Genomic DNA, 15,948 nt, shown 5'->3' on the forward strand with positions numbered 1-15,948 from the left:
GGCCCCATCTTTCCAGACGACACAGGATCTGCCAGACAGCCCGTCCGACATGCGGGACCCGCGCGTCGGCGGGGTCCCGCGACAGGGCGGTCAGTCGAGCCCCAACTCGCCCTTGGAGTAGGCGAAGAGGTACGGAACACCGGCGCCGGCCTCGATCTTCTCGGCGGCACCGGTGGCGCGGTCGACGATCGTGGCGACGGCGACGACCTCGGCCCCGGCCTCCCGGACGGCCTGGACGGCCTCCAGCGGGGAGCCGCCCGTGGTCGAGGTGTCCTCGACCACGAGGACCCGCCGGCCCTTGATCTCGGGGCCCTCGACACGGCGCTGCAGACCGTGCGCCTTGGCGGCCTTGCGGACGACGAAGGCGTCCAGCCTGCGGCCCTGCGCCGCGGCGGCGTGCAGCATCGCCCCGGCGACCGGGTCGGCGCCCATGGTCAGCCCGCCGACCGCGTCGAACTCCAGACCGGCGGTGAGGTCGAGGAGGACCTGCCCGACGAGCGGGGCGGCCTCGCCGTCCAGCGTGATCCGGCGCAGATCCACGTAGTAGTCGGCCTCAAGACCCGAGGAGAGGGTCACCTTGCCGTGCACCACGGCCTTGTCCTTGATCTGCTGCAGCAGCGTGCCACGTACGTCGTCACTCATGGACGCCAGCTTAGAGGCGCCGCCAGCTCCAGGTCGTGGCGGCTTCGAGGGGCTCGATGGGGGTGACCAGCCGGGGGTGGGTGTTGAGGCCGTTCGGCGGACCGGTCTGCGGCTCCACGCACACCGCCGCCTCCTGCTCGTCGTAGACGACGACCCACTGCTCCCGACCGGCGACGTTCAGCTCCAGCCGCCCCGGCCAGGTGAGGGTGACGTCGACGCCCTCCGGCATGCCGAAGCAGTCGTCCCAGGGGCCGGGTGCCGGATCGACGCGGCGGCCGGTGGGCAGGTGGTCCTCGCCCCGCTCCTCCTGCCAGCCGGGCTCGAAGTCCACCAGGACGTCGTCGCCGCCGTCGCCCAGGTTCCTGTTGAACCAGGGGTGCCAGCCGATCTGGGCCGGGAACGACTCCCCGTACGTCTCCACCGACATGGTGATCGTCAGGCTGCCCTCGGTGAGGGCGAACGCCTGGGTGACGCGGGCGGGGTGCGGCCAGGGCTCGACCAGGTCGTACGTGATCACGGCCTCGTCCGCGGTGACGCGGGCCCTCTTCCAGGCGCCGTCGCGGGCGGTGCCGTGGATGGCGTGCGGCGGGGAGTTGAGCGGCATCTGCCGGACGACGGCGCCGTCGAGGAACCTGCCGTCGCGGATCCGCCCGCACCACGGGACCATCGGGAAGCACCCGAACTTCGCGCCCTGCCTCAGCAGTTCGACGCCGCCGACCCGCAGACTCCCGACCCGTCCGCCGTTGCCCGGCGTCACGGTCACCTCCGCGTCACCCGCGGTCAGCGTGATGTCTTCGTCAATCACGGAGCCGACCCTACTGGGGCGGGAGCGCCGTGTGGTTCTCCCGCCCGCGCCACTGGCTCGATGCCGCCCGCGTCGCCGGCTCGACGACGCTTGTGCCGTCCGGCTCGACGACGCCCGCACCGCCGGATTCGACGGCCCGTGCCGTCGGCTCAACGGCGCCTGCGCAGCGCCCGGGTCAGGGCGATCGCCGAGGCCAGCGCCAGGGCCGCCGCGGGGGCCGCCCAGCGGAGGGTGGCGCGTGCGGCGGTGGCCTCCGGGGGCGGGACGGGGGCGTAACGGCCGCGCGGAGGAGCGTGGTCGACCTCCTCCGCGCTGCGCCCGATCATCGTCCGCCGCGCATGTGCCGCCTCGGCCATGGCGTCCGCCCGCCCCGGCCCCCCGGTCTCCTCCGCCACGAAGTCCTCCCCGTCGAACTCGCCGTCGTCCTCCTCCGCCCCGAACGGGGAGGACGCCACGTCCCCCTCGAACCCCGGGACCGGGCCGGGGTCGCCTTCGGATTCCGGCGCGGGTCCGTCCTCGGGCCCGGTCCCGGCCTCGGGTTCGGCCTGAGGAGCGGGTCCGGCCTCGGGTTCCGGAGCAGGTGCGTCCTTGGGCGCGGTCCCGGGTTCGGTTTCCGGTGCGGGTCCGGCCTCGGGTTCCGGGGCAGGTGCGTCCTCGGGCACGGTCCCGGGTTCGGCCTGAGGAGCCGGGCCGGCCTCGGACGTCGGTCCGGCCTCCGATGCGGGGCCGGCCTCCGGCGCAGGGCCGCCTTCGGACTCCGCGTCGACGTCGGCGTCGAGCTCGGGGGCCGGCTCCGGCTCGGTTTCGGCTCCGGACACCGGTCCCGCCCCGGCCGTCCGTCCGGTTTCGGGGGCGGTCTCCGGCTCGGCCCCGGCCTCGGGTCCGGCTCCCCGTACCGGTCCGGGTTCCGGGGCCCGCCCGGTCCCGGCTCCGGGTCCCGGTCCGGGGGCGGCCTCGGCCGCGGGGCCGGACTCGGTCCCGCTGTCCGGGAGGTCCGCGAGGTCCGCTGCAAGGGTTTCGCCGAAGCGGGTCAGCAGGCGCGCGCCCGTCGAGGACACGGCGTCGTGCGGGAGTTCCGCCACGCGGCCGTCACCGGAGGCCGTGCCGTCGAACGCGAGGGTGGTACCGCCCTCGGCGGGAAGGAGCCGCAGGGTCAGCGCCAGTTTCACGGCACCGCCGCCGCGCACCTCCGTGGCGTCGCCCTCGACGGCGTACGAGCCGTCGCCCCGCGCGACGAAACGGAACACGGCGCGATAGGTGATCGTATGACCGGCGACGCGGACCTTCACCCGTCCGGCGACCCGTACGACCCCCGTCTGCCGGCCGTGTCCGGCGGGCGAGGACCCGCCCGCGGTGTCCTGACCGGTCCCGGGGACGAGCGGCGAGCCCCCGGCCGCCTCGGCGCCTCCCGAGGCGGCCGACGCGTCCTGCTGGAGGCCCGGGATCGCGCGGGCGACCCGGGAGGGATCGGCCAGCGCCTCTGTCAGCCGCCCGGCCGGAAACGGAACGAACACCTCGTGCTCCATGTCAGCCGAGCCTACCCAGCACGGACCGGACCGCACCCGCGTATCCCGGGATTCCCGGGCCTCCCGCTCAGTCGGCGTACCGCGGATGCACCAGCGTGGAGGGCGGAAGCGCACGGTGGACGCGGCTGCGGGAGGCGGCGCGCGCGCCCGCCGTCAGGGCCGCCTGGGTGAGGGTGCGCGGCCGCGGGCAGGAGGGGTCCAGCCGCAGCGGCACGGGCGTACGGGAGGCGAGGATGAAACCCCAGCCGCCCCCGGACCCCGCCCCGTCCCCGCCCCCCTCCGCACCCCTGGCCCCCGCCGCTCCGTGGGCGCGGTGACCGGTCCGGGCCGCGAAGCCGGGGTCCCGGCCGCCGACGCGGTAGGGCCTGGTGAACAGGCCCGCCGCGCGGATCGTCGCGTCGACCGTCCAGAAGGTCCGGTGCCGGCCGGCCGGCGGACCCGCGTGGACCACGAGACGCCCGCCGGGGGCGAGCACGCGGCGCGCGAGACCGTAGAACTCCCGCGAGTACAGCTTGGTGGCCGCGGTGACGCAGGGGTCGGGCAGGTCCGAGACGACGACGTCGTACGTCGACCGGGCGCGGCGCAGCGAGCGGAAGGCGTCCGCCGTCACCGCGTGGACCCGGGGATCGTCGTACACGTGCCGGTTGAGGGCGGACAGCGCGGTGTCGTGGCGGGCGAGCCCGACCACGTCCGCGTCGGGTTCGACGATGTCGACGCGGCGCACCCCGGGATGGCGCAGCACCTCACGGGCGGCGAGTCCGTCACCGCCGCCGAGGATGAGCACGCGCGCGTGCGGTCCGTTCATCGCGGGGTGGACGAGCGCCTCGTGGTAGCGGCGCTCGTCGCGGGCGCTGAAGCGCAGACGGCCGTCGACGAAGAAGCGCAGCGGACGGCCGTGGGTGCCTCCGGTGAGGACGGCCTCCTGGACGCCGGTGCGGAGCGCGACGCGGGCCTCCGCCCCGTACAGGGCGTGCCGCGCGGCCCGTTCGAAGTCGTCGGCCAGCACCGCGGCCGAGGCGAGGAGGCCGAGCACGACGACGTTGGCGACGACCAGGATCCAGCGCGCGCGGCGGGTCAGGTCCCCCCGGAACAGCCCGAGCACGAGGGCGCCGCCGGCGATCACGTTCACCGTCCCGGTCAGCAGGGCCCCCGTCAGCTGGCCGAGCAGGGGCAGCAGCAGGAACGGGAAGGCGAGGCCGCCGAAGAGGGCGCCCACGTAGTCCGCGGCGAACAGGTCCGCGACCGCGCCGCCGGGGTCCTGGCGGCGGATGCGCTGTATCAGCTCCATGAGCAGCGGGACCTCGGCGCCGATGAGCAGGCCGATGGTGAGCGAGAAGACCACCAGCAGCCAGCGGGGACCGTCCGCCCACGGGCCGCCCCATCCTCCGGTCCAGGCGAACACCGCGTACAGGGCCATCGCACTGCATCCGCCGACCAGGGCGAGCAGCGCCTCGACGGCACCGAAACCGGCCGCGGCGTACGGGCGCAGCCGCTTCGCCGCGAGGGAGCCGACTCCCATGGCGAACACCATGACGGAGAGCACGACGGACGCCTGGGTGACCGAGTCGCCGATCAAGTACGAGGCGAGGGCGACCAGTTCGAGCTCGTACACGAGTCCGCAGGCCGCGCAGACGAACACGCCCACCAGGACGAGGAACCTGCCGATGCCCGGCCGGACGGGCAGCCGCGCCTGGCCCTGGACGCCCCAGGGCGGCGGCGCGCCGGGCGGGGCTGGCGCGTGCGGTTCGATCACTCCGTGAACGCTACGTCACGTCGCCACTACGTCTCGTCACCCACACGTGTGGAAACCCTTGCTCTTCAGGGTGCACGGGATTGACCTGGGCATCTGCCCGGCGCACCCCGCGCGGACACCCGCGCCCACACCCGGCGCACCCTTCCCGAACCCCGCGCCCACGACGGGCGCACCCCCCCTCGGCCCCTCCGGACGCACCCCCGCGCCCGCCTCCTGGCGCCCCGCCCCGCTCCCGAAGCCGGACACTTCCCCGCACCCCCGCACCCCTGCGCCCGCGCGCCCCCTCGCGCGTCCCGCCGTCAGACGCCGGAGGCGCTGAGGGCCTCCGTCCGTACGCCGACTCGCGTACGCGTCGCGACCAACTGGCCGTCCTGCGGGTACGCGTGCCACGTACGCCAGTGGACCTGTCCCTCATGACGCTGGGCGAGCATCGCCGTGAACGCGTGCGGGCTGCCGGGGAAGACACCGGCGAGCCCCTGGGGGTGGTCGGAGACGAGGGCCAGCAACTCCTGGGCGCGGCCCGCGAAGGAGCCGGGGGACAGGATCTCGACGCGGGCCGCGAACTCGTACTCCCAGTCGCCGAACCTCTTCGCGACGCCGAGCGGCAGAGGTGTGCTGCTGCCCGCGATGCAGGCGACGGTCTCCGAACAACTGCCCCGCTCCTCCTCCAGAAGGACCTGGTGGGACGCGCCGAGCAGTCTCAACTGGAGTTTTGCACCGGCGAGTTCGAGATCGAGGGTGGCGAGGGCCGGCAGCGGTTCGCGGCCCAGCGCCCAGGCGAGATCGGCCGCGCGCGTGTCGGTGTACGAGGTGTTCAGGGTCGTGAGCATGGGTCGGCTCCGCTAGCACGCAAAGGTGAGGTGGGGTTCATGCGCACCCGGTCAGCACCGGGGGGAACGGCCTGGCCTGCCCGGCCGGAAGGGCATCCGGCGGACACGTCCGATAGGACCATCCGATGGACTTCCGAGGCCTGTCGGCCCAGGGCTGCTCGGTGATGCACCAGGGCCGCTTTGGTGGTTTAGAGGGAATCATGAACTGTGCTGCCGCCACAGCGTTTTTACCCAACTTCGTGGGGTTTCCATCCCCCCGAGGGCTCCACAGCTCAACTGTTCAACCCCGACGTGCGCCCGGCGCGCGAACGCGCCCGTCGGCAGTGGTCGGCCGACGGGCACGTTCGTGCTGCGGATGCGTTTCCCACCGGGAGCCCGGCTGCCCCGTGTCAGCTGCCTCCGCCGCATCCGCCCCCGCCGCCACCACCGCACGAGGACCCGCCTCCGCAGGACGACCCTCCGCAGGAGTGACCGCCCGACGAGTCGCCGGACGAGCAGGAGAACCCGGCACCACCCGCGCCACCGGCCCACCAACTGCTGTCGCTGCCACTACCGCTGGAGGAGCGCCGCCGGTTCCTGGACCCGACCGTGCCCAGGGACGAACGCCCCCTCTCCCTGCGCCTCTTGTTCCTGCCGACGATCCCCACGATCACGACGAGCAGGACGACCGCCAGGATGATGCCGATGACCATGGCGCCACCCTCCTTCCGTTCCCCCGAAGCGGCCCCCCGTGGGCCGTGTTTCTCGGTTCAGGCCTTGCGTGACAGGGGGATGCCCTCACGCTTCCCGGCCCAAAGCAGAGTTGAGGAACTCCAGAGCATCCAGAAGTGGGCCTGGCCGACGGTCCAGGGACAGGAATCCTCTGCGGTTCCGGCTGACAAATGCATGACTGTCGCTACTCAACCGCCATGTTCCGCCATACCCGAACCCGTATTCCTCGGGGCCGGAGCGGGCAAAACCGCTGTATTCCTCGGCCAGAACGGCTCGTACCGAGAGAAAGCGGCAGCCATGACCAATAATGATCACATTCCTGAGGTGACGCTGGTTCATGCCGGTGACCAAATGTTCCTGGTGATGCCGAACGGGACAGCCGTCCCCGTGCAGCATCCGCCGACCGGTGGTCAAGCGGGGTCGATGTTCGCGACACAGGGCATATCGGCGAACATGGCGGCCGGCGGCGGTCTGTCCAACGCCGCGGCGAGGGCCCTCGCGGCCGCCGCGGTTGCCGCGCTCTTCGGAGTCTCGTTCTGAGCGGCGCCGGAACCGGGCTCTGACCGGCGAGTCGCCGGGGGACGAGCCCCGCGGCAAGGAGCACCTCGTCCGGGCAGGAAGAACACCGCGCGCGGGCGCCGTGCCCTTCCTGCCACCGGCACGCATCGACGGCCTGTACGCAGCCGGGATCGGGAGTTCACAGGCGGTCTCCGCAGAGGCCGCCTGTGGGCCGTCCGAGGGGGGCCGGTGCCGACGGACGACGACAGTCGGTGACGGCGCCGTCCTGCTCAGAGACGGCGCACAGGACATATGCACAGGTTCCCGTCGGCACAGGTGAGTTGAGGAACTCCAGAACTTGGGCGCAGGATGGCCCGCATGACCTCCAGTGCGCGCCCCTTCCTGAACCGCCGGCTCGCCGAGTTCGGGACGACGATCTTCGCCGAGATGTCCGCCCTCGCGATGAGCACCGGCTCGATCAACCTCGGACAGGGCTTCCCCGACACGGACGGTCCCGAGGAGATCCGGGAGGCGGCCGTCCGCGCCCTGCGGGACGGACGCGGCAACCAGTACCCGCCGGGACCGGGCGTCCCGGAACTGCGCACGGCCATCAGCGACCACCAGCGCCGCTTCTACGACCTGAACTACGACCCCGACACGGAGGTCCTGGTCACCGCAGGTGCTACGGAGGCAATCGCTGCGGCCATGCTCGCCCTCCTCGAACCGGGAGACGAGGTGATCGCCTTCGAGCCCTTCTACGACTCCTACGCCGCCTGCATCGCGATGGCCGGAGCGAAGCGCGTACCGCTCACCCTGCGTGCCCCGTCCTTCCGCCCGGACCTGGACGAGCTGCAAGCCAAGATCACCCCGCGGACGCGCCTTCTCCTCCTCAACACCCCCCACAACCCAACCGGAATGGTCCTCACCGCCGAAGAGCAGAGCGCCATCGCCGCACTCGCCGTCGAACACGATCTCCTCGTGGTCACCGACGAGGTGTACGAGCACTTGGTCTACGAAGGCACGCACCGCCCCATCGCTGCCCTGCCGGGCATGCGTGAGCGCACCGTCTCCATCTCCTCCGCCGGCAAGACCTTCTCCTTCACCGGTTGGAAGGTTGGCTGGGTCATGGCTGACGGCCCGCTCGTCTCCGCCGTCCGAACGGCCAAGCAGTACCTGACTTACGTCAGCGCGGGCCCCTTCCAGTACGCGATCGCCGAAGCACTGCGCCTGCCGGACGCCTACTTCGACAGCTTCCGCACCGACCTCCGCCGCAAGCGCGACCTGCTCGGCAACGGCCTACGCGCCGCCGGGTTCGAGGTCTACCAGCCCCAGGGCACCTACTTCATCACCACCGACATCACGCCCTTCGGCGAGAAGGACGCCTACGCCTTCTGCCGCGCCCTCCCCGAACGCTGCGGCGTCGTCGCCATCCCCAACTCCGTCTTCTACGACGACCCCGACGCCGGCCGCAGCCAGGTCCGCTTCACCTTCTGCAAGAAGGACGACGTCCTCCGCGAGGCGGCCGGCCGCGTGCAGCACCTGGCGTCCTGACCCACACCCTCTTCGTCCCGAAGGATCGGTTGATGAGCTTTCCTGCCTGGATTGTGTTTGCGCAGGTCAGGTGGGTGATCCCGGCTGGTCTCGGGTGGTGTGGAGGGGCATCGGGAGCAGGGCGGCTCCCAGATGGCTCCAAGAGAAGGGGGATGCCGTGTCCCTCAGCTGGGAGGCTTCGCGGGGCCTATGCGTTGTCCGCGGCGCGGCGTCGAAGGTCGTCAATGCAGTCCGGACGGAGAATGCGGCGGCATCGTGGTCGCTTCCCTGCGTTTGACGCAACCCGGCCAGATCCCCGTAACCGTCGTGGGCGTTGGCGAACGACGCGTACAGCACGGACGGGAGGACGGTCCAGGGGAAGCCGCCGTAGGGGCGGCCGGTGACCTGTGCGGCGATCTCCTCACGGATCACCCGCAGTTGGATGTCCAGGCCGTGCGCGTCCAGCCGGACCCCGGCCATCCGGTCGGCCTCCAGGAAGAGCAGCCGGTCCAGTGCCGCGGCAGGGGCGACCTGATAGAAGTCCGTGTAATCCTGGTGCGTCGACGCGCCGGCGGTGCCGCCCGAACCCTGTACGGCCCGGATGTGTTCGCCGGGACCGACCGAGGCGCTGCCCTGGAACATGGCGTGCTCGAAGAGGTGGGCGAAACCGCTGCGTCCGGCGGGGTCGCCGCGAAATCCGGTGCCGTAGTGGACGGCCACGCCGACGGCGGGCGCGCCGCCCCGGGCGTCGAGTACGACGCGCAGTCCGTTCTCGAGAGTCAACTGCCGCACGGTGCGCGTCCCTTCGGGTGTTCGGTTGCGGGCGGTACGGGGCGGGAGGGAGCCGGCGAGGGTGACCGTCGCCCCGGCACCCGGGTCAGGGTGCCGGGGCGGCCGGGTCACGAGAAGCCGGGGTGCCTGGTCAGCAGCCCTTGCCGACGGTCACGCCCACGCTCATGCTGAGGCCCGCGCTGCAGGCGTAGGAGGACTCGGCGACGGAGACGGCGATCGAGAGGCTGACCGGGCTGATCTCCCGCGCTCCGCCGTCCTGGGTGGCGGCGATCTCGTCGGCGGAGGTGTACGCGGCGTAGCCGGCGAGCAGGGCGTCGGTGGTGTTCACCAAAACTCCTCCTCGGGAGAAGGCGATCGACGGAACCGTTCCGCCGTCGACTCCTTTTCTATACGATTCACCGGGGATGACACCATGGAAAAAAATATGACTCACCTGAATTACGGTGAAGCTTTACCTCCGCTTTTCGCTCGGACCTCTCCGCTCTTTGTGCTCCGTGAAAAGCGCCGCCGGGGAAAGGTCCACGGCGGCGCCGGGCGGGCAGGGGCCGTCAGGCAGGCAACTGCTCCACGTAACGCTTGGCCATCGGCAGCGAGACGTAGGGGTAGTTGTCCCGCACCTCCTTGATCGCCGCCACCTTCCCGCGGGCCCTGAGGACCTCCTGGACGCGGTCCTCGTCCACCTGCTGCCGGAATCCCTCGTAGGACCCGTAGCGCTTGGTAAATGCCTGGGCGCGCTTCTTCGACGTGTTCTCGCCGGCCACGCCCAGGACCGTCGAGATGCCGACGGCGATGGCCCCTGAGATGTTCTCGATCATGCTTGGCCTCCCTTGTTTCGTGTGTCGGCCCCGGTTTCCTGGCCGGAGCCCGGTAGGTCTCCGATAAACCCGGCTATTCTGCCCGTTCGAACACGGACACATGCCGGGGGCTGAGCGCCGTGAAGGGTTCCTTGCGCCAGCCTGCAGTGCGTTCCACCAGCCGGAGCCCGGCCAACTCGGCCAACAGGTCGATCTCCTGGGGGAACGCGTAGCGCAGCACATGCTGGGTCGTCTGCGGCGCTCCGCCGTCCAGGATCGTATGCGTGGCGACCATGAGCTGCTGCGAGCGGTCCACCATCAGGGTGTCCAGCATGATCGAGTTCTCGCCGAGAAAGCGCATCGACAGGTCCGGCTTGGTGAGCACGTGGTAGGGCGACGGGTCGAAGGCTTCCAGGACGAAACGACCCCCGGGTGCCAACTGGTCGCGCACGTTGCGCAGGCAGTTGAGCTGTGCCTCCCGCGAGACGGCCACGAAGAACGTGTTCAGGACGAGTGTCACGAGCGGGAAATCGCCACCCATGTCGAGCCCCGGCTAGGTGAAGTCCCCGAGCTCCACGGTGACTTCGCCCTTGCTGTCCCGTTCAACCAACTTGGCGATCATCGATTCGGACGCGTCGACGCCGAAGACGCGGTAACCCCGCTCGGCCATCGGGACCGCGATCCTTCCGGTGCCGACACCGAGTTCGAGTACCCGCGCGCCGGGCTCCGCCAGCGTGGCGAAAAACTCCAGGGCCGCGTCCGTGTCGAAGCCGATGGGGTACATCTGCTCGTAGACGCTGGCCATCTTCTCGTTGTAATGGGCGTTCTGCGCTATCACGGTCTCTCCGTTTCCAAGGCCACGTCCGGTGCCGCGGGTGCGCCGGTGAGGCCGTCGATGGTGCCCATGGGGTGGTCCAGCAGCGCGGCGAGCACGTCCAGGTGATCGGTGAGCCGGTCGTCCCAGCCGACGAACGCCGCGTAGTCGAGGCAGTGCGTGAACATGCGGAGCACGGCCGACCGTGCCACCGCGTCGAGGCCGACGGACGCCGGAAGTGGTCCCGGGCCGTCGGCGTAACCGCGCAGCAGAGCCGTGGTCGCCGACGCGCAGTGGGCGGCGGCCGCAGCCAAGTCCGGTTCGCCTTCTGCAAGAGGGACGACGTCCTCGCCGAGGCCACCAGCCGCCTGCAACGCCTGGCGTCCTGAACTCATCCCCTCGCCCCGAATGAGGTCCGGGCAAGATCGCTACCTGTCCATGCAGGTATGGCGGTGCCCCTGGGAGGTCACACGTCGCGACGAGCGAAGCGCCACTGGGCCGGCAAGGTCGGCCCCGCGCCCCGTGCGACCAGGATCAGCAGCCCGTACGGCGTCTCCAAGCCGCTGGGGAAGGTCAGCCGGTCACCCAGCACGCTCCGTTGTGCCCCGTCCGGGAGGAAGCGGCCCACCTCCGGGAGCCGGCCCAGGACCATGAGCCGGCCGAGCGTGCCCCACACCACCAGGCCCTGATCGCGCCAGCCCGCCGCAAAATCAACGTCCTCTACGCCGTCCTGCGTGACCACCGCCCCTACGAGGCCCGGCCACCCCTTCGTCTCGTGGCTTGACAACAGCATTAGGCAGCAGCTTGCTGTCGTGGGCGCGGCAGGATCCTGCCCTGGGCGGCGCGGCAAGCGGCGATGATCTCCTCCAGGTCGGTGGCCGCCGCGTGCACGCCTTCTGTCAGCAGTACGCCCGAGGGGTTGAGCATCACCTCGTCCACCCCGGCGCGGCGATAGCCGTCGAGCGCCTCGGCGATCTCCTCCGGGGTGCCGGTGACGACGACCTGCTCGGCCAGCAGCGCGCCGGCCGAACCGGCCGGGTCGTGTGGGTCCACGGCGACACCGGCCCTGCGCAGCATGTCGGCGTAGTGCGGTGCCTTGAGATGTTCGCCCGTCGCGGCCAGGGCGAGGCGACGGGTATCCCTGCCGGGACGTGCGACCGCGACATGGACGGCGGTGGCGATCCTCGGACGGACACCGCGCCCCTGCGCGCCCCTGTCCAGGGCGGGCCGCAGTGTCCCCGCGATATACGCCGGCGGGGTCATCCAGGTGATGGCCACATCGGCCACCTGCCCCGCCGTCCGCGCCATGCCGGGGCGCAGCACCCCCGCACCGACCTCGATCCGTGCATGGTCCAACGGCATTAGCCCGCCGTGCAGTTGGTGGTAGGGACCGTCGTGGCCGACCGTCTCGCCGTCGACAAGGGAGCGTACGGAGGAGAGGTAGTCACGGACGGCGGTACGTGGGCTGTCGTAAGGGCTACCGGTCAAGCCCGCCACAAAGTCCGGGTTGCCGATGCCGAAGCCCGCCACGACCGGCTCGCCGGTGATGAGGGCGAGGGAGCGGGCCTGGAGCGCGGCCTCGTAGGGGTGGCGCAGCGGCAGCAGCGTCACGCTGGTGCCGACCGGGACGTTATGGCCCATGCCCGCGAGGTGCGCCAGGACCTGGTGGGTCTCGGCCTTGAAGGACTGGCACAGCCACAGCCTGCGGGCGCCCGTGCGCTGGACGAGGGCGGCGAAAGGGGCGACCAGTTCGGGGTGGTCGGGCTGGAGAGGGTAGAGGACCGCGGGGTCCTGCGGGACGGGATCGGCCGGGTGTGTCGCAATCACTGGGTCCACTGGTCGCTTTCTTCGTCTTCGTCAAGGGTCGCGATCAGGGCTTTGGACGGATCGAGGAAGCGAGCGGCGGCCTCGGCAACGTGCGCGTACGTCACCTCGGTCAGGGTGCCGCGGTAGAACTGCAGCCAGTCCAGGGGTAGCCCGGCGGCCGCGAAGCCGGCCAGCGCGCTCGCCTCCTCGGTCCGCGTGGCGAGCGCGAACCGCGTGAACCCGGTCGCGTAGGCGCGGGCCCGGTCGACCTCCCGGGGGGCAGGGCCGTCTCCGGCGAGTTCCCGCAGGCAGTTGGTGATCTCTTCGGCGATCCGGCCCGCCGTGCCGGGCGCCCCGGCGCACTCGATCTCCAGCCAGCTGCCCGCCCGGTTCCCCCGGATCGCCGCGGATACCGCATACGCGAGCCCGTGCCGGTCCCGGATACGCCGGGCCAGCAGCGAGGACGCGTACCCGCCGAGAACCAACTGGGCGAGGTGCAGCGGGGCGTGACCGGGGTCGGTGGCAGGTACGGCGGGGCCCGCGGTGAGTACGAGAGCCTGGCCGGAGCCGGGAGGCGTGGTCCCGCCGGGGAGCGCGATCCGGCCGGGAAGCGGCTCGCGGCGTGCGAAGGGCGGCAGGACCAGCCCGGACGGGCCACCCGCCCAGCCTTCCAGCCGCTCATGAACCAGGGCCGTGACCTCGTCCGGTTCGTCCCTCGTCATGACCAGGAGCACCGCGCCGCCCGGCACCACGGCCCGCGCGTGCAGGTCGTACAGGTCGCCGGTGCTTGGGGCGGTCGGCTCCGGAGGCGGATCCATGAGCGGGTGGTTGCCGAAGGCATGGCTCAGCAGAGCCCGCCGCAGCCGCTGCCGGGCGCCCGGGACACGGGGGGCGGCGGCCGTACGCCGCTGGGCAAGCGCGAGTTCGGGCTCCCGGTAAGCCGGGCGCAACATCAGGTCGGCGAGTAGTTCCAACGCGCCGGGCAGCCCGGCGGACAGCACGCTCGCCGCCATGATCAGCGACTCGGCGGTGACGACGGTGCTCAGCTCGGCGCCCAGGTCGGCGGCCCGGTCGGCGATCTCCTGCCGGGTGCTGCCGCCGGTGCCTGATCCGCCGCCTGTGCTGCCACCGGTTGCGGTGCCGGTGCCGAGGCAGGCGGCGAGCAGTTCCTGGGCGGTGGAGAGGTGCGGCGCGGTACGGGCGTACGGAAGAACCAGCCGCAGCTCGGCGAGCGGCGCGCCCGGCGCCTGGACGACGACGACCCTCAAACCATTGCCGAAGGTCGTGTCGGTGGTCTTCCGAGTCACTGAGAATCTCAGCACCGGGTCTCTCCTCCGAGTTCGGTCACGGAGCAGGGCCCGGACAGCAGTGCGCGGGCGGCGGCGGACACCTCGTCCGGGGTCACCCGGGCCAGGTCGCCGGGAAGTGCGGCGAGACCGCCGCTGCCCCGGAAGAGCAGTGCCGTACGGGCATGCGTGATGGCGCGGGCGGCGAGCGAGTCGGCGTTGCGGTGGCAGGCCAGTAGGAGCGCATTGACCGCCCGTCGGTGCTCGTCCGCGCTCGCCGGGCGTTCTGCCGCCTCGCGCAGGACCTCCAGCCAGGCGTCGACCGCCTCTGCGACGGTACCCCGGGGAGTCCGCCCCAGCAGCACGAGCGCCAGGTCAGGTGCGGCGGACCCAAGCCACTGCCCGTGGTAGCCGCAGGTGATCCGGGCGGAGGTAAGGCGGGAGTCGCGCCGGGTGAGCCGCGGCAGGAGGCTCCGGCCGAGCCCCTCGGCCAGCACGACCTGGGCCAGGTAGGCGTTCCGCTCGGAAACCGGGTCGGGCAGGGGGTATCCGAGGGCGACGCCGCTGACGGGGGAGGGCAGCGGGACCGTACGGAGGACTGCGGGGGCGGTGACACGCGCAGGGACAGGGCCGGGCATGCGGCCGGAGCCGATACCGGGGCCGAGGCCGGGATCTGAGCCAGAGTCGGCACGGCGGCTGCCGGCAGTCGGCGCCCCGCCCGCCGGCAGCCCCCCGAAGAGCACATCCGCCGAAGCCGCCACCCGCTCAGCGTCCACGTCCCCGGCCACCGACAGCACCATCGCGCCCGCCCGGTAGTGGCGACGGAAGAAGGCCGTCGCGTCGGCGGCCGTTACAGCGGCCAGGTCCTCCGGCGTACCGAAGCTGTCACGGCTGCCGGGATGGAGAGTCTCCAGAGCCGTGTCCCAGACGCGGCCACAGGCCGACGCGCCGCGAATCTCCTCGGCGATCACATCGGCCTCCGTACGGAGCACTGCCTCCGTAGGCGCGAAGGTGAGCAGCCGCCGCGCCTCCCACTCCAGGACATCCGGGAGCATCCCTGCCGGAACGGTGGTGTGGAAGACAGTGTGGTCACGGTGCGTCTCCGCGTTGCAGACGCCGCCCGCGCCCTCGACCCGGGCGACGTGGCTGTCCCGGGCATCGTCCTCGCCCGCCCGCGGGAACATCAGATGCTCGACCAGGTGGGCCATGCCGTGCTGTCCTGCGGGATCGTCGTCGCCGCCCACCGCCACCGTCATCGCAACCGAGGCGAGACCGCGTCCGTGGTCGGGCAGGGGTTCCACCAACAGCCTGAGGCCGTTCGGCAGTCGGCCGGTGTACGGACTCATGCCAGTGGCCGGAAGACGGAGACGCACATCTTACGGCTGTCACCGCCGTCGAAGGGCTGCTCCCGCCAGCCGGCGTAGCGGCCGACCAGCTCCAGGCGGGCGATCGCGGCCAGCAGGTCCAGCTCGCTCGGCCACAGATAACGCATCACCGTGGTTGCGGACTTGGGGGCGTCACCGTCCAGGAAGAGGGTGCTGTGCAGCATCATGTTCTGCGACGCGGGGAGCACGCCCACCGACTCGATCATGGCGCCGCGTGTGCCGATCGGACGCGTCGTGATCTCGTCCTTCCGCTGCACGTGATAATCGCTCGGATCAAATGTCTCGATCACCACATGGCCGTCCGCCGACGCGTGCCGGGCCACCGCGTGCACCAGCGCGATCTGCTCGTCGATCATCATCGCGCAGCACAGCACGTTAAAGGGCGCCAGCACCACGTCGAAGGTCCGCCCCAGGTCGAGGCCGGTGAGGTCACCGTGTACGGGGGTGATCCTGCCTTCCGGGTCCTTCTCGGCGAGACGTGCGAGCATGCCCTCGGAGGTTTCCACACCGTGGACCTGGAAGCCCTGGTCGGCGAGGGGCAGGGCCACCCGCCCGGTTCCCACGCCGAGTTCCAGGACGCTCGCGCCGGGTTCGGTGAGGGTCAGCAGGAACTCGCCGATGTCGGCGAGGTCGGGGGTGCTGGGGTAGATGTCGTCGTACACCTCGGCGAGGGCGTCGCTGTACGCCGTCGTGACGGCCACGCCGAAACCGCCTGCGGACGCGGTGGTCCCGGCCTCGCTCTCGGCCTCGGGCGTCTCCATCATCGTCTCGGCCAT

The 15,948-nt window shown here is 71.7% G+C and carries 20 protein-coding genes; 2 read left to right on the forward strand and 18 right to left on the reverse strand.

What is annotated here, in order from left to right; genetic code table 11:
- Positions 1-90: 90 nt before the first annotated feature.
- From pyrE to ACFW6B_RS06340, 7 genes are all read right to left on the reverse strand, one after another.
- The gene (gene pyrE, locus ACFW6B_RS06310) at positions 91-642 is read right to left on the reverse strand and encodes an orotate phosphoribosyltransferase (protein ID WP_386592571.1); all 552 of its coding nucleotides are present in this window, start codon (positions 640-642) and stop codon (positions 91-93) included.
- 10 nt (positions 643-652) lie between these two features.
- Positions 653-1,447 (reverse strand): aldose 1-epimerase, encoded by a 795-nt coding sequence (locus ACFW6B_RS06315; protein ID WP_386592573.1) that lies wholly within the window; start codon positions 1,445-1,447, stop codon positions 653-655.
- Between the two features lie 149 nt (positions 1,448-1,596).
- Positions 1,597-2,973 carry a hypothetical protein gene (locus tag ACFW6B_RS06320; RefSeq protein WP_386592575.1) on the reverse strand — a complete coding sequence of 459 codons (1,377 nt, stop codon included), beginning with the start codon at positions 2,971-2,973 and terminating at the stop codon, positions 1,597-1,599.
- 67 nt (positions 2,974-3,040) lie between these two features.
- Positions 3,041-4,726: a polyamine aminopropyltransferase gene (locus tag ACFW6B_RS06325; protein ID WP_386592577.1), complete on the reverse strand. Its 1,686-nt coding sequence runs from the start codon at positions 4,724-4,726 to the stop codon at positions 3,041-3,043.
- A gap of 299 nt (positions 4,727-5,025) precedes the next feature.
- On the reverse strand, positions 5,026-5,556 hold the full coding sequence (locus ACFW6B_RS06330) for a DUF2617 family protein (protein WP_386592580.1): 531 nt from the start codon (positions 5,554-5,556) through the stop codon (positions 5,026-5,028).
- Positions 5,557-5,945: 389 nt separating this feature from the next.
- Complete coding sequence (locus ACFW6B_RS06335) at positions 5,946-6,248, reverse strand: hypothetical protein (protein WP_386592582.1); 303 nt, start codon at positions 6,246-6,248, stop codon at positions 5,946-5,948.
- Positions 6,249-6,333: 85 nt separating this feature from the next.
- Positions 6,334-6,606 carry a hypothetical protein gene (locus tag ACFW6B_RS06340; RefSeq protein WP_386592584.1) on the reverse strand — a complete coding sequence of 91 codons (273 nt, stop codon included), beginning with the start codon at positions 6,604-6,606 and terminating at the stop codon, positions 6,334-6,336.
- Positions 6,607-6,630: 24 nt separating this feature from the next.
- On the opposite strand from ACFW6B_RS06340, the gene ACFW6B_RS06345 reads away from it, so the two are divergent.
- Both ACFW6B_RS06345 and ACFW6B_RS06350 read left to right on the forward strand, forming a co-directional pair.
- Positions 6,631-6,807 carry a hypothetical protein gene (locus ACFW6B_RS06345; protein ID WP_386592586.1) on the forward strand — a complete coding sequence of 59 codons (177 nt, stop codon included), beginning with the start codon at positions 6,631-6,633 and terminating at the stop codon, positions 6,805-6,807.
- A gap of 327 nt (positions 6,808-7,134) precedes the next feature.
- Positions 7,135-8,316, forward strand: a complete 1,182-nt coding sequence (locus ACFW6B_RS06350) for a pyridoxal phosphate-dependent aminotransferase (protein ID WP_386592588.1) — start codon at positions 7,135-7,137, stop codon at positions 8,314-8,316.
- Between the two features lie 66 nt (positions 8,317-8,382).
- On the opposite strand, the gene ACFW6B_RS06355 is transcribed toward ACFW6B_RS06350, so the two are convergent.
- The 11 genes from ACFW6B_RS06355 to ACFW6B_RS06405 all read right to left on the reverse strand — a co-directional run bounded on the left by ACFW6B_RS06355 (position 8,383) and on the right by ACFW6B_RS06405 (position 15,948).
- Positions 8,383-9,078 (reverse strand): M16 family metallopeptidase, encoded by a 696-nt coding sequence (locus ACFW6B_RS06355; RefSeq protein ID WP_386592591.1) that lies wholly within the window; start codon positions 9,076-9,078, stop codon positions 8,383-8,385.
- A gap of 139 nt (positions 9,079-9,217) precedes the next feature.
- The gene (locus ACFW6B_RS06360) at positions 9,218-9,415 is read right to left on the reverse strand and encodes an LxmA leader domain family RiPP (protein ID WP_386592592.1); all 198 of its coding nucleotides are present in this window, start codon (positions 9,413-9,415) and stop codon (positions 9,218-9,220) included.
- A gap of 220 nt (positions 9,416-9,635) precedes the next feature.
- Positions 9,636-9,902, reverse strand: coding sequence for a hypothetical protein (locus tag ACFW6B_RS06365; RefSeq protein ID WP_386592594.1), 267 nt, complete (start codon positions 9,900-9,902; stop codon positions 9,636-9,638).
- Between the two features lie 73 nt (positions 9,903-9,975).
- Positions 9,976-10,422, reverse strand: a complete 447-nt coding sequence (locus tag ACFW6B_RS06370; protein ID WP_386592596.1) for a hypothetical protein — start codon at positions 10,420-10,422, stop codon at positions 9,976-9,978.
- 12 nt (positions 10,423-10,434) lie between these two features.
- Complete coding sequence (locus tag ACFW6B_RS06375; protein ID WP_386592598.1) at positions 10,435-10,719, reverse strand: class I SAM-dependent methyltransferase; 285 nt, start codon at positions 10,717-10,719, stop codon at positions 10,435-10,437.
- Complete coding sequence (locus ACFW6B_RS06380) at positions 10,716-11,090, reverse strand: hypothetical protein (RefSeq protein ID WP_386592732.1); 375 nt, start codon at positions 11,088-11,090, stop codon at positions 10,716-10,718. Before ACFW6B_RS06380 ends, ACFW6B_RS06375 begins: the two co-directional genes overlap by 4 nt.
- 71 nt (positions 11,091-11,161) lie before the next feature.
- Positions 11,162-11,437, reverse strand: a complete 276-nt coding sequence (locus ACFW6B_RS06385; protein WP_386592600.1) for a hypothetical protein — start codon at positions 11,435-11,437, stop codon at positions 11,162-11,164.
- A gap of 50 nt (positions 11,438-11,487) precedes the next feature.
- The gene (lxmJ, locus tag ACFW6B_RS06390; protein WP_386592725.1) at positions 11,488-12,522 is read right to left on the reverse strand and encodes a F420-dependent peptide dehydroalanine reductase LxmJ; all 1,035 of its coding nucleotides are present in this window, start codon (positions 12,520-12,522) and stop codon (positions 11,488-11,490) included.
- The gene (locus ACFW6B_RS06395) at positions 12,519-13,823 is read right to left on the reverse strand and encodes a M16 family metallopeptidase (RefSeq protein WP_386592603.1); all 1,305 of its coding nucleotides are present in this window, start codon (positions 13,821-13,823) and stop codon (positions 12,519-12,521) included. Before ACFW6B_RS06395 ends, lxmJ begins: the two co-directional genes overlap by 4 nt.
- Positions 13,817-15,133 carry a M16 family metallopeptidase gene (locus ACFW6B_RS06400; RefSeq protein ID WP_386592605.1) on the reverse strand — a complete coding sequence of 439 codons (1,317 nt, stop codon included), beginning with the start codon at positions 15,131-15,133 and terminating at the stop codon, positions 13,817-13,819. The genes ACFW6B_RS06395 and ACFW6B_RS06400 overlap by 7 nt, the downstream gene beginning before the upstream one ends.
- Complete coding sequence (locus tag ACFW6B_RS06405) at positions 15,130-15,948, reverse strand: class I SAM-dependent methyltransferase (RefSeq protein WP_386592607.1); 819 nt, start codon at positions 15,946-15,948, stop codon at positions 15,130-15,132. Before ACFW6B_RS06405 ends, ACFW6B_RS06400 begins: the two co-directional genes overlap by 4 nt.

The organism is Streptomyces sp. NPDC058751, from assembly GCF_042746485.1.
GTDB lineage: Bacteria > Actinomycetota > Actinomycetes > Streptomycetales > Streptomycetaceae > Streptomyces.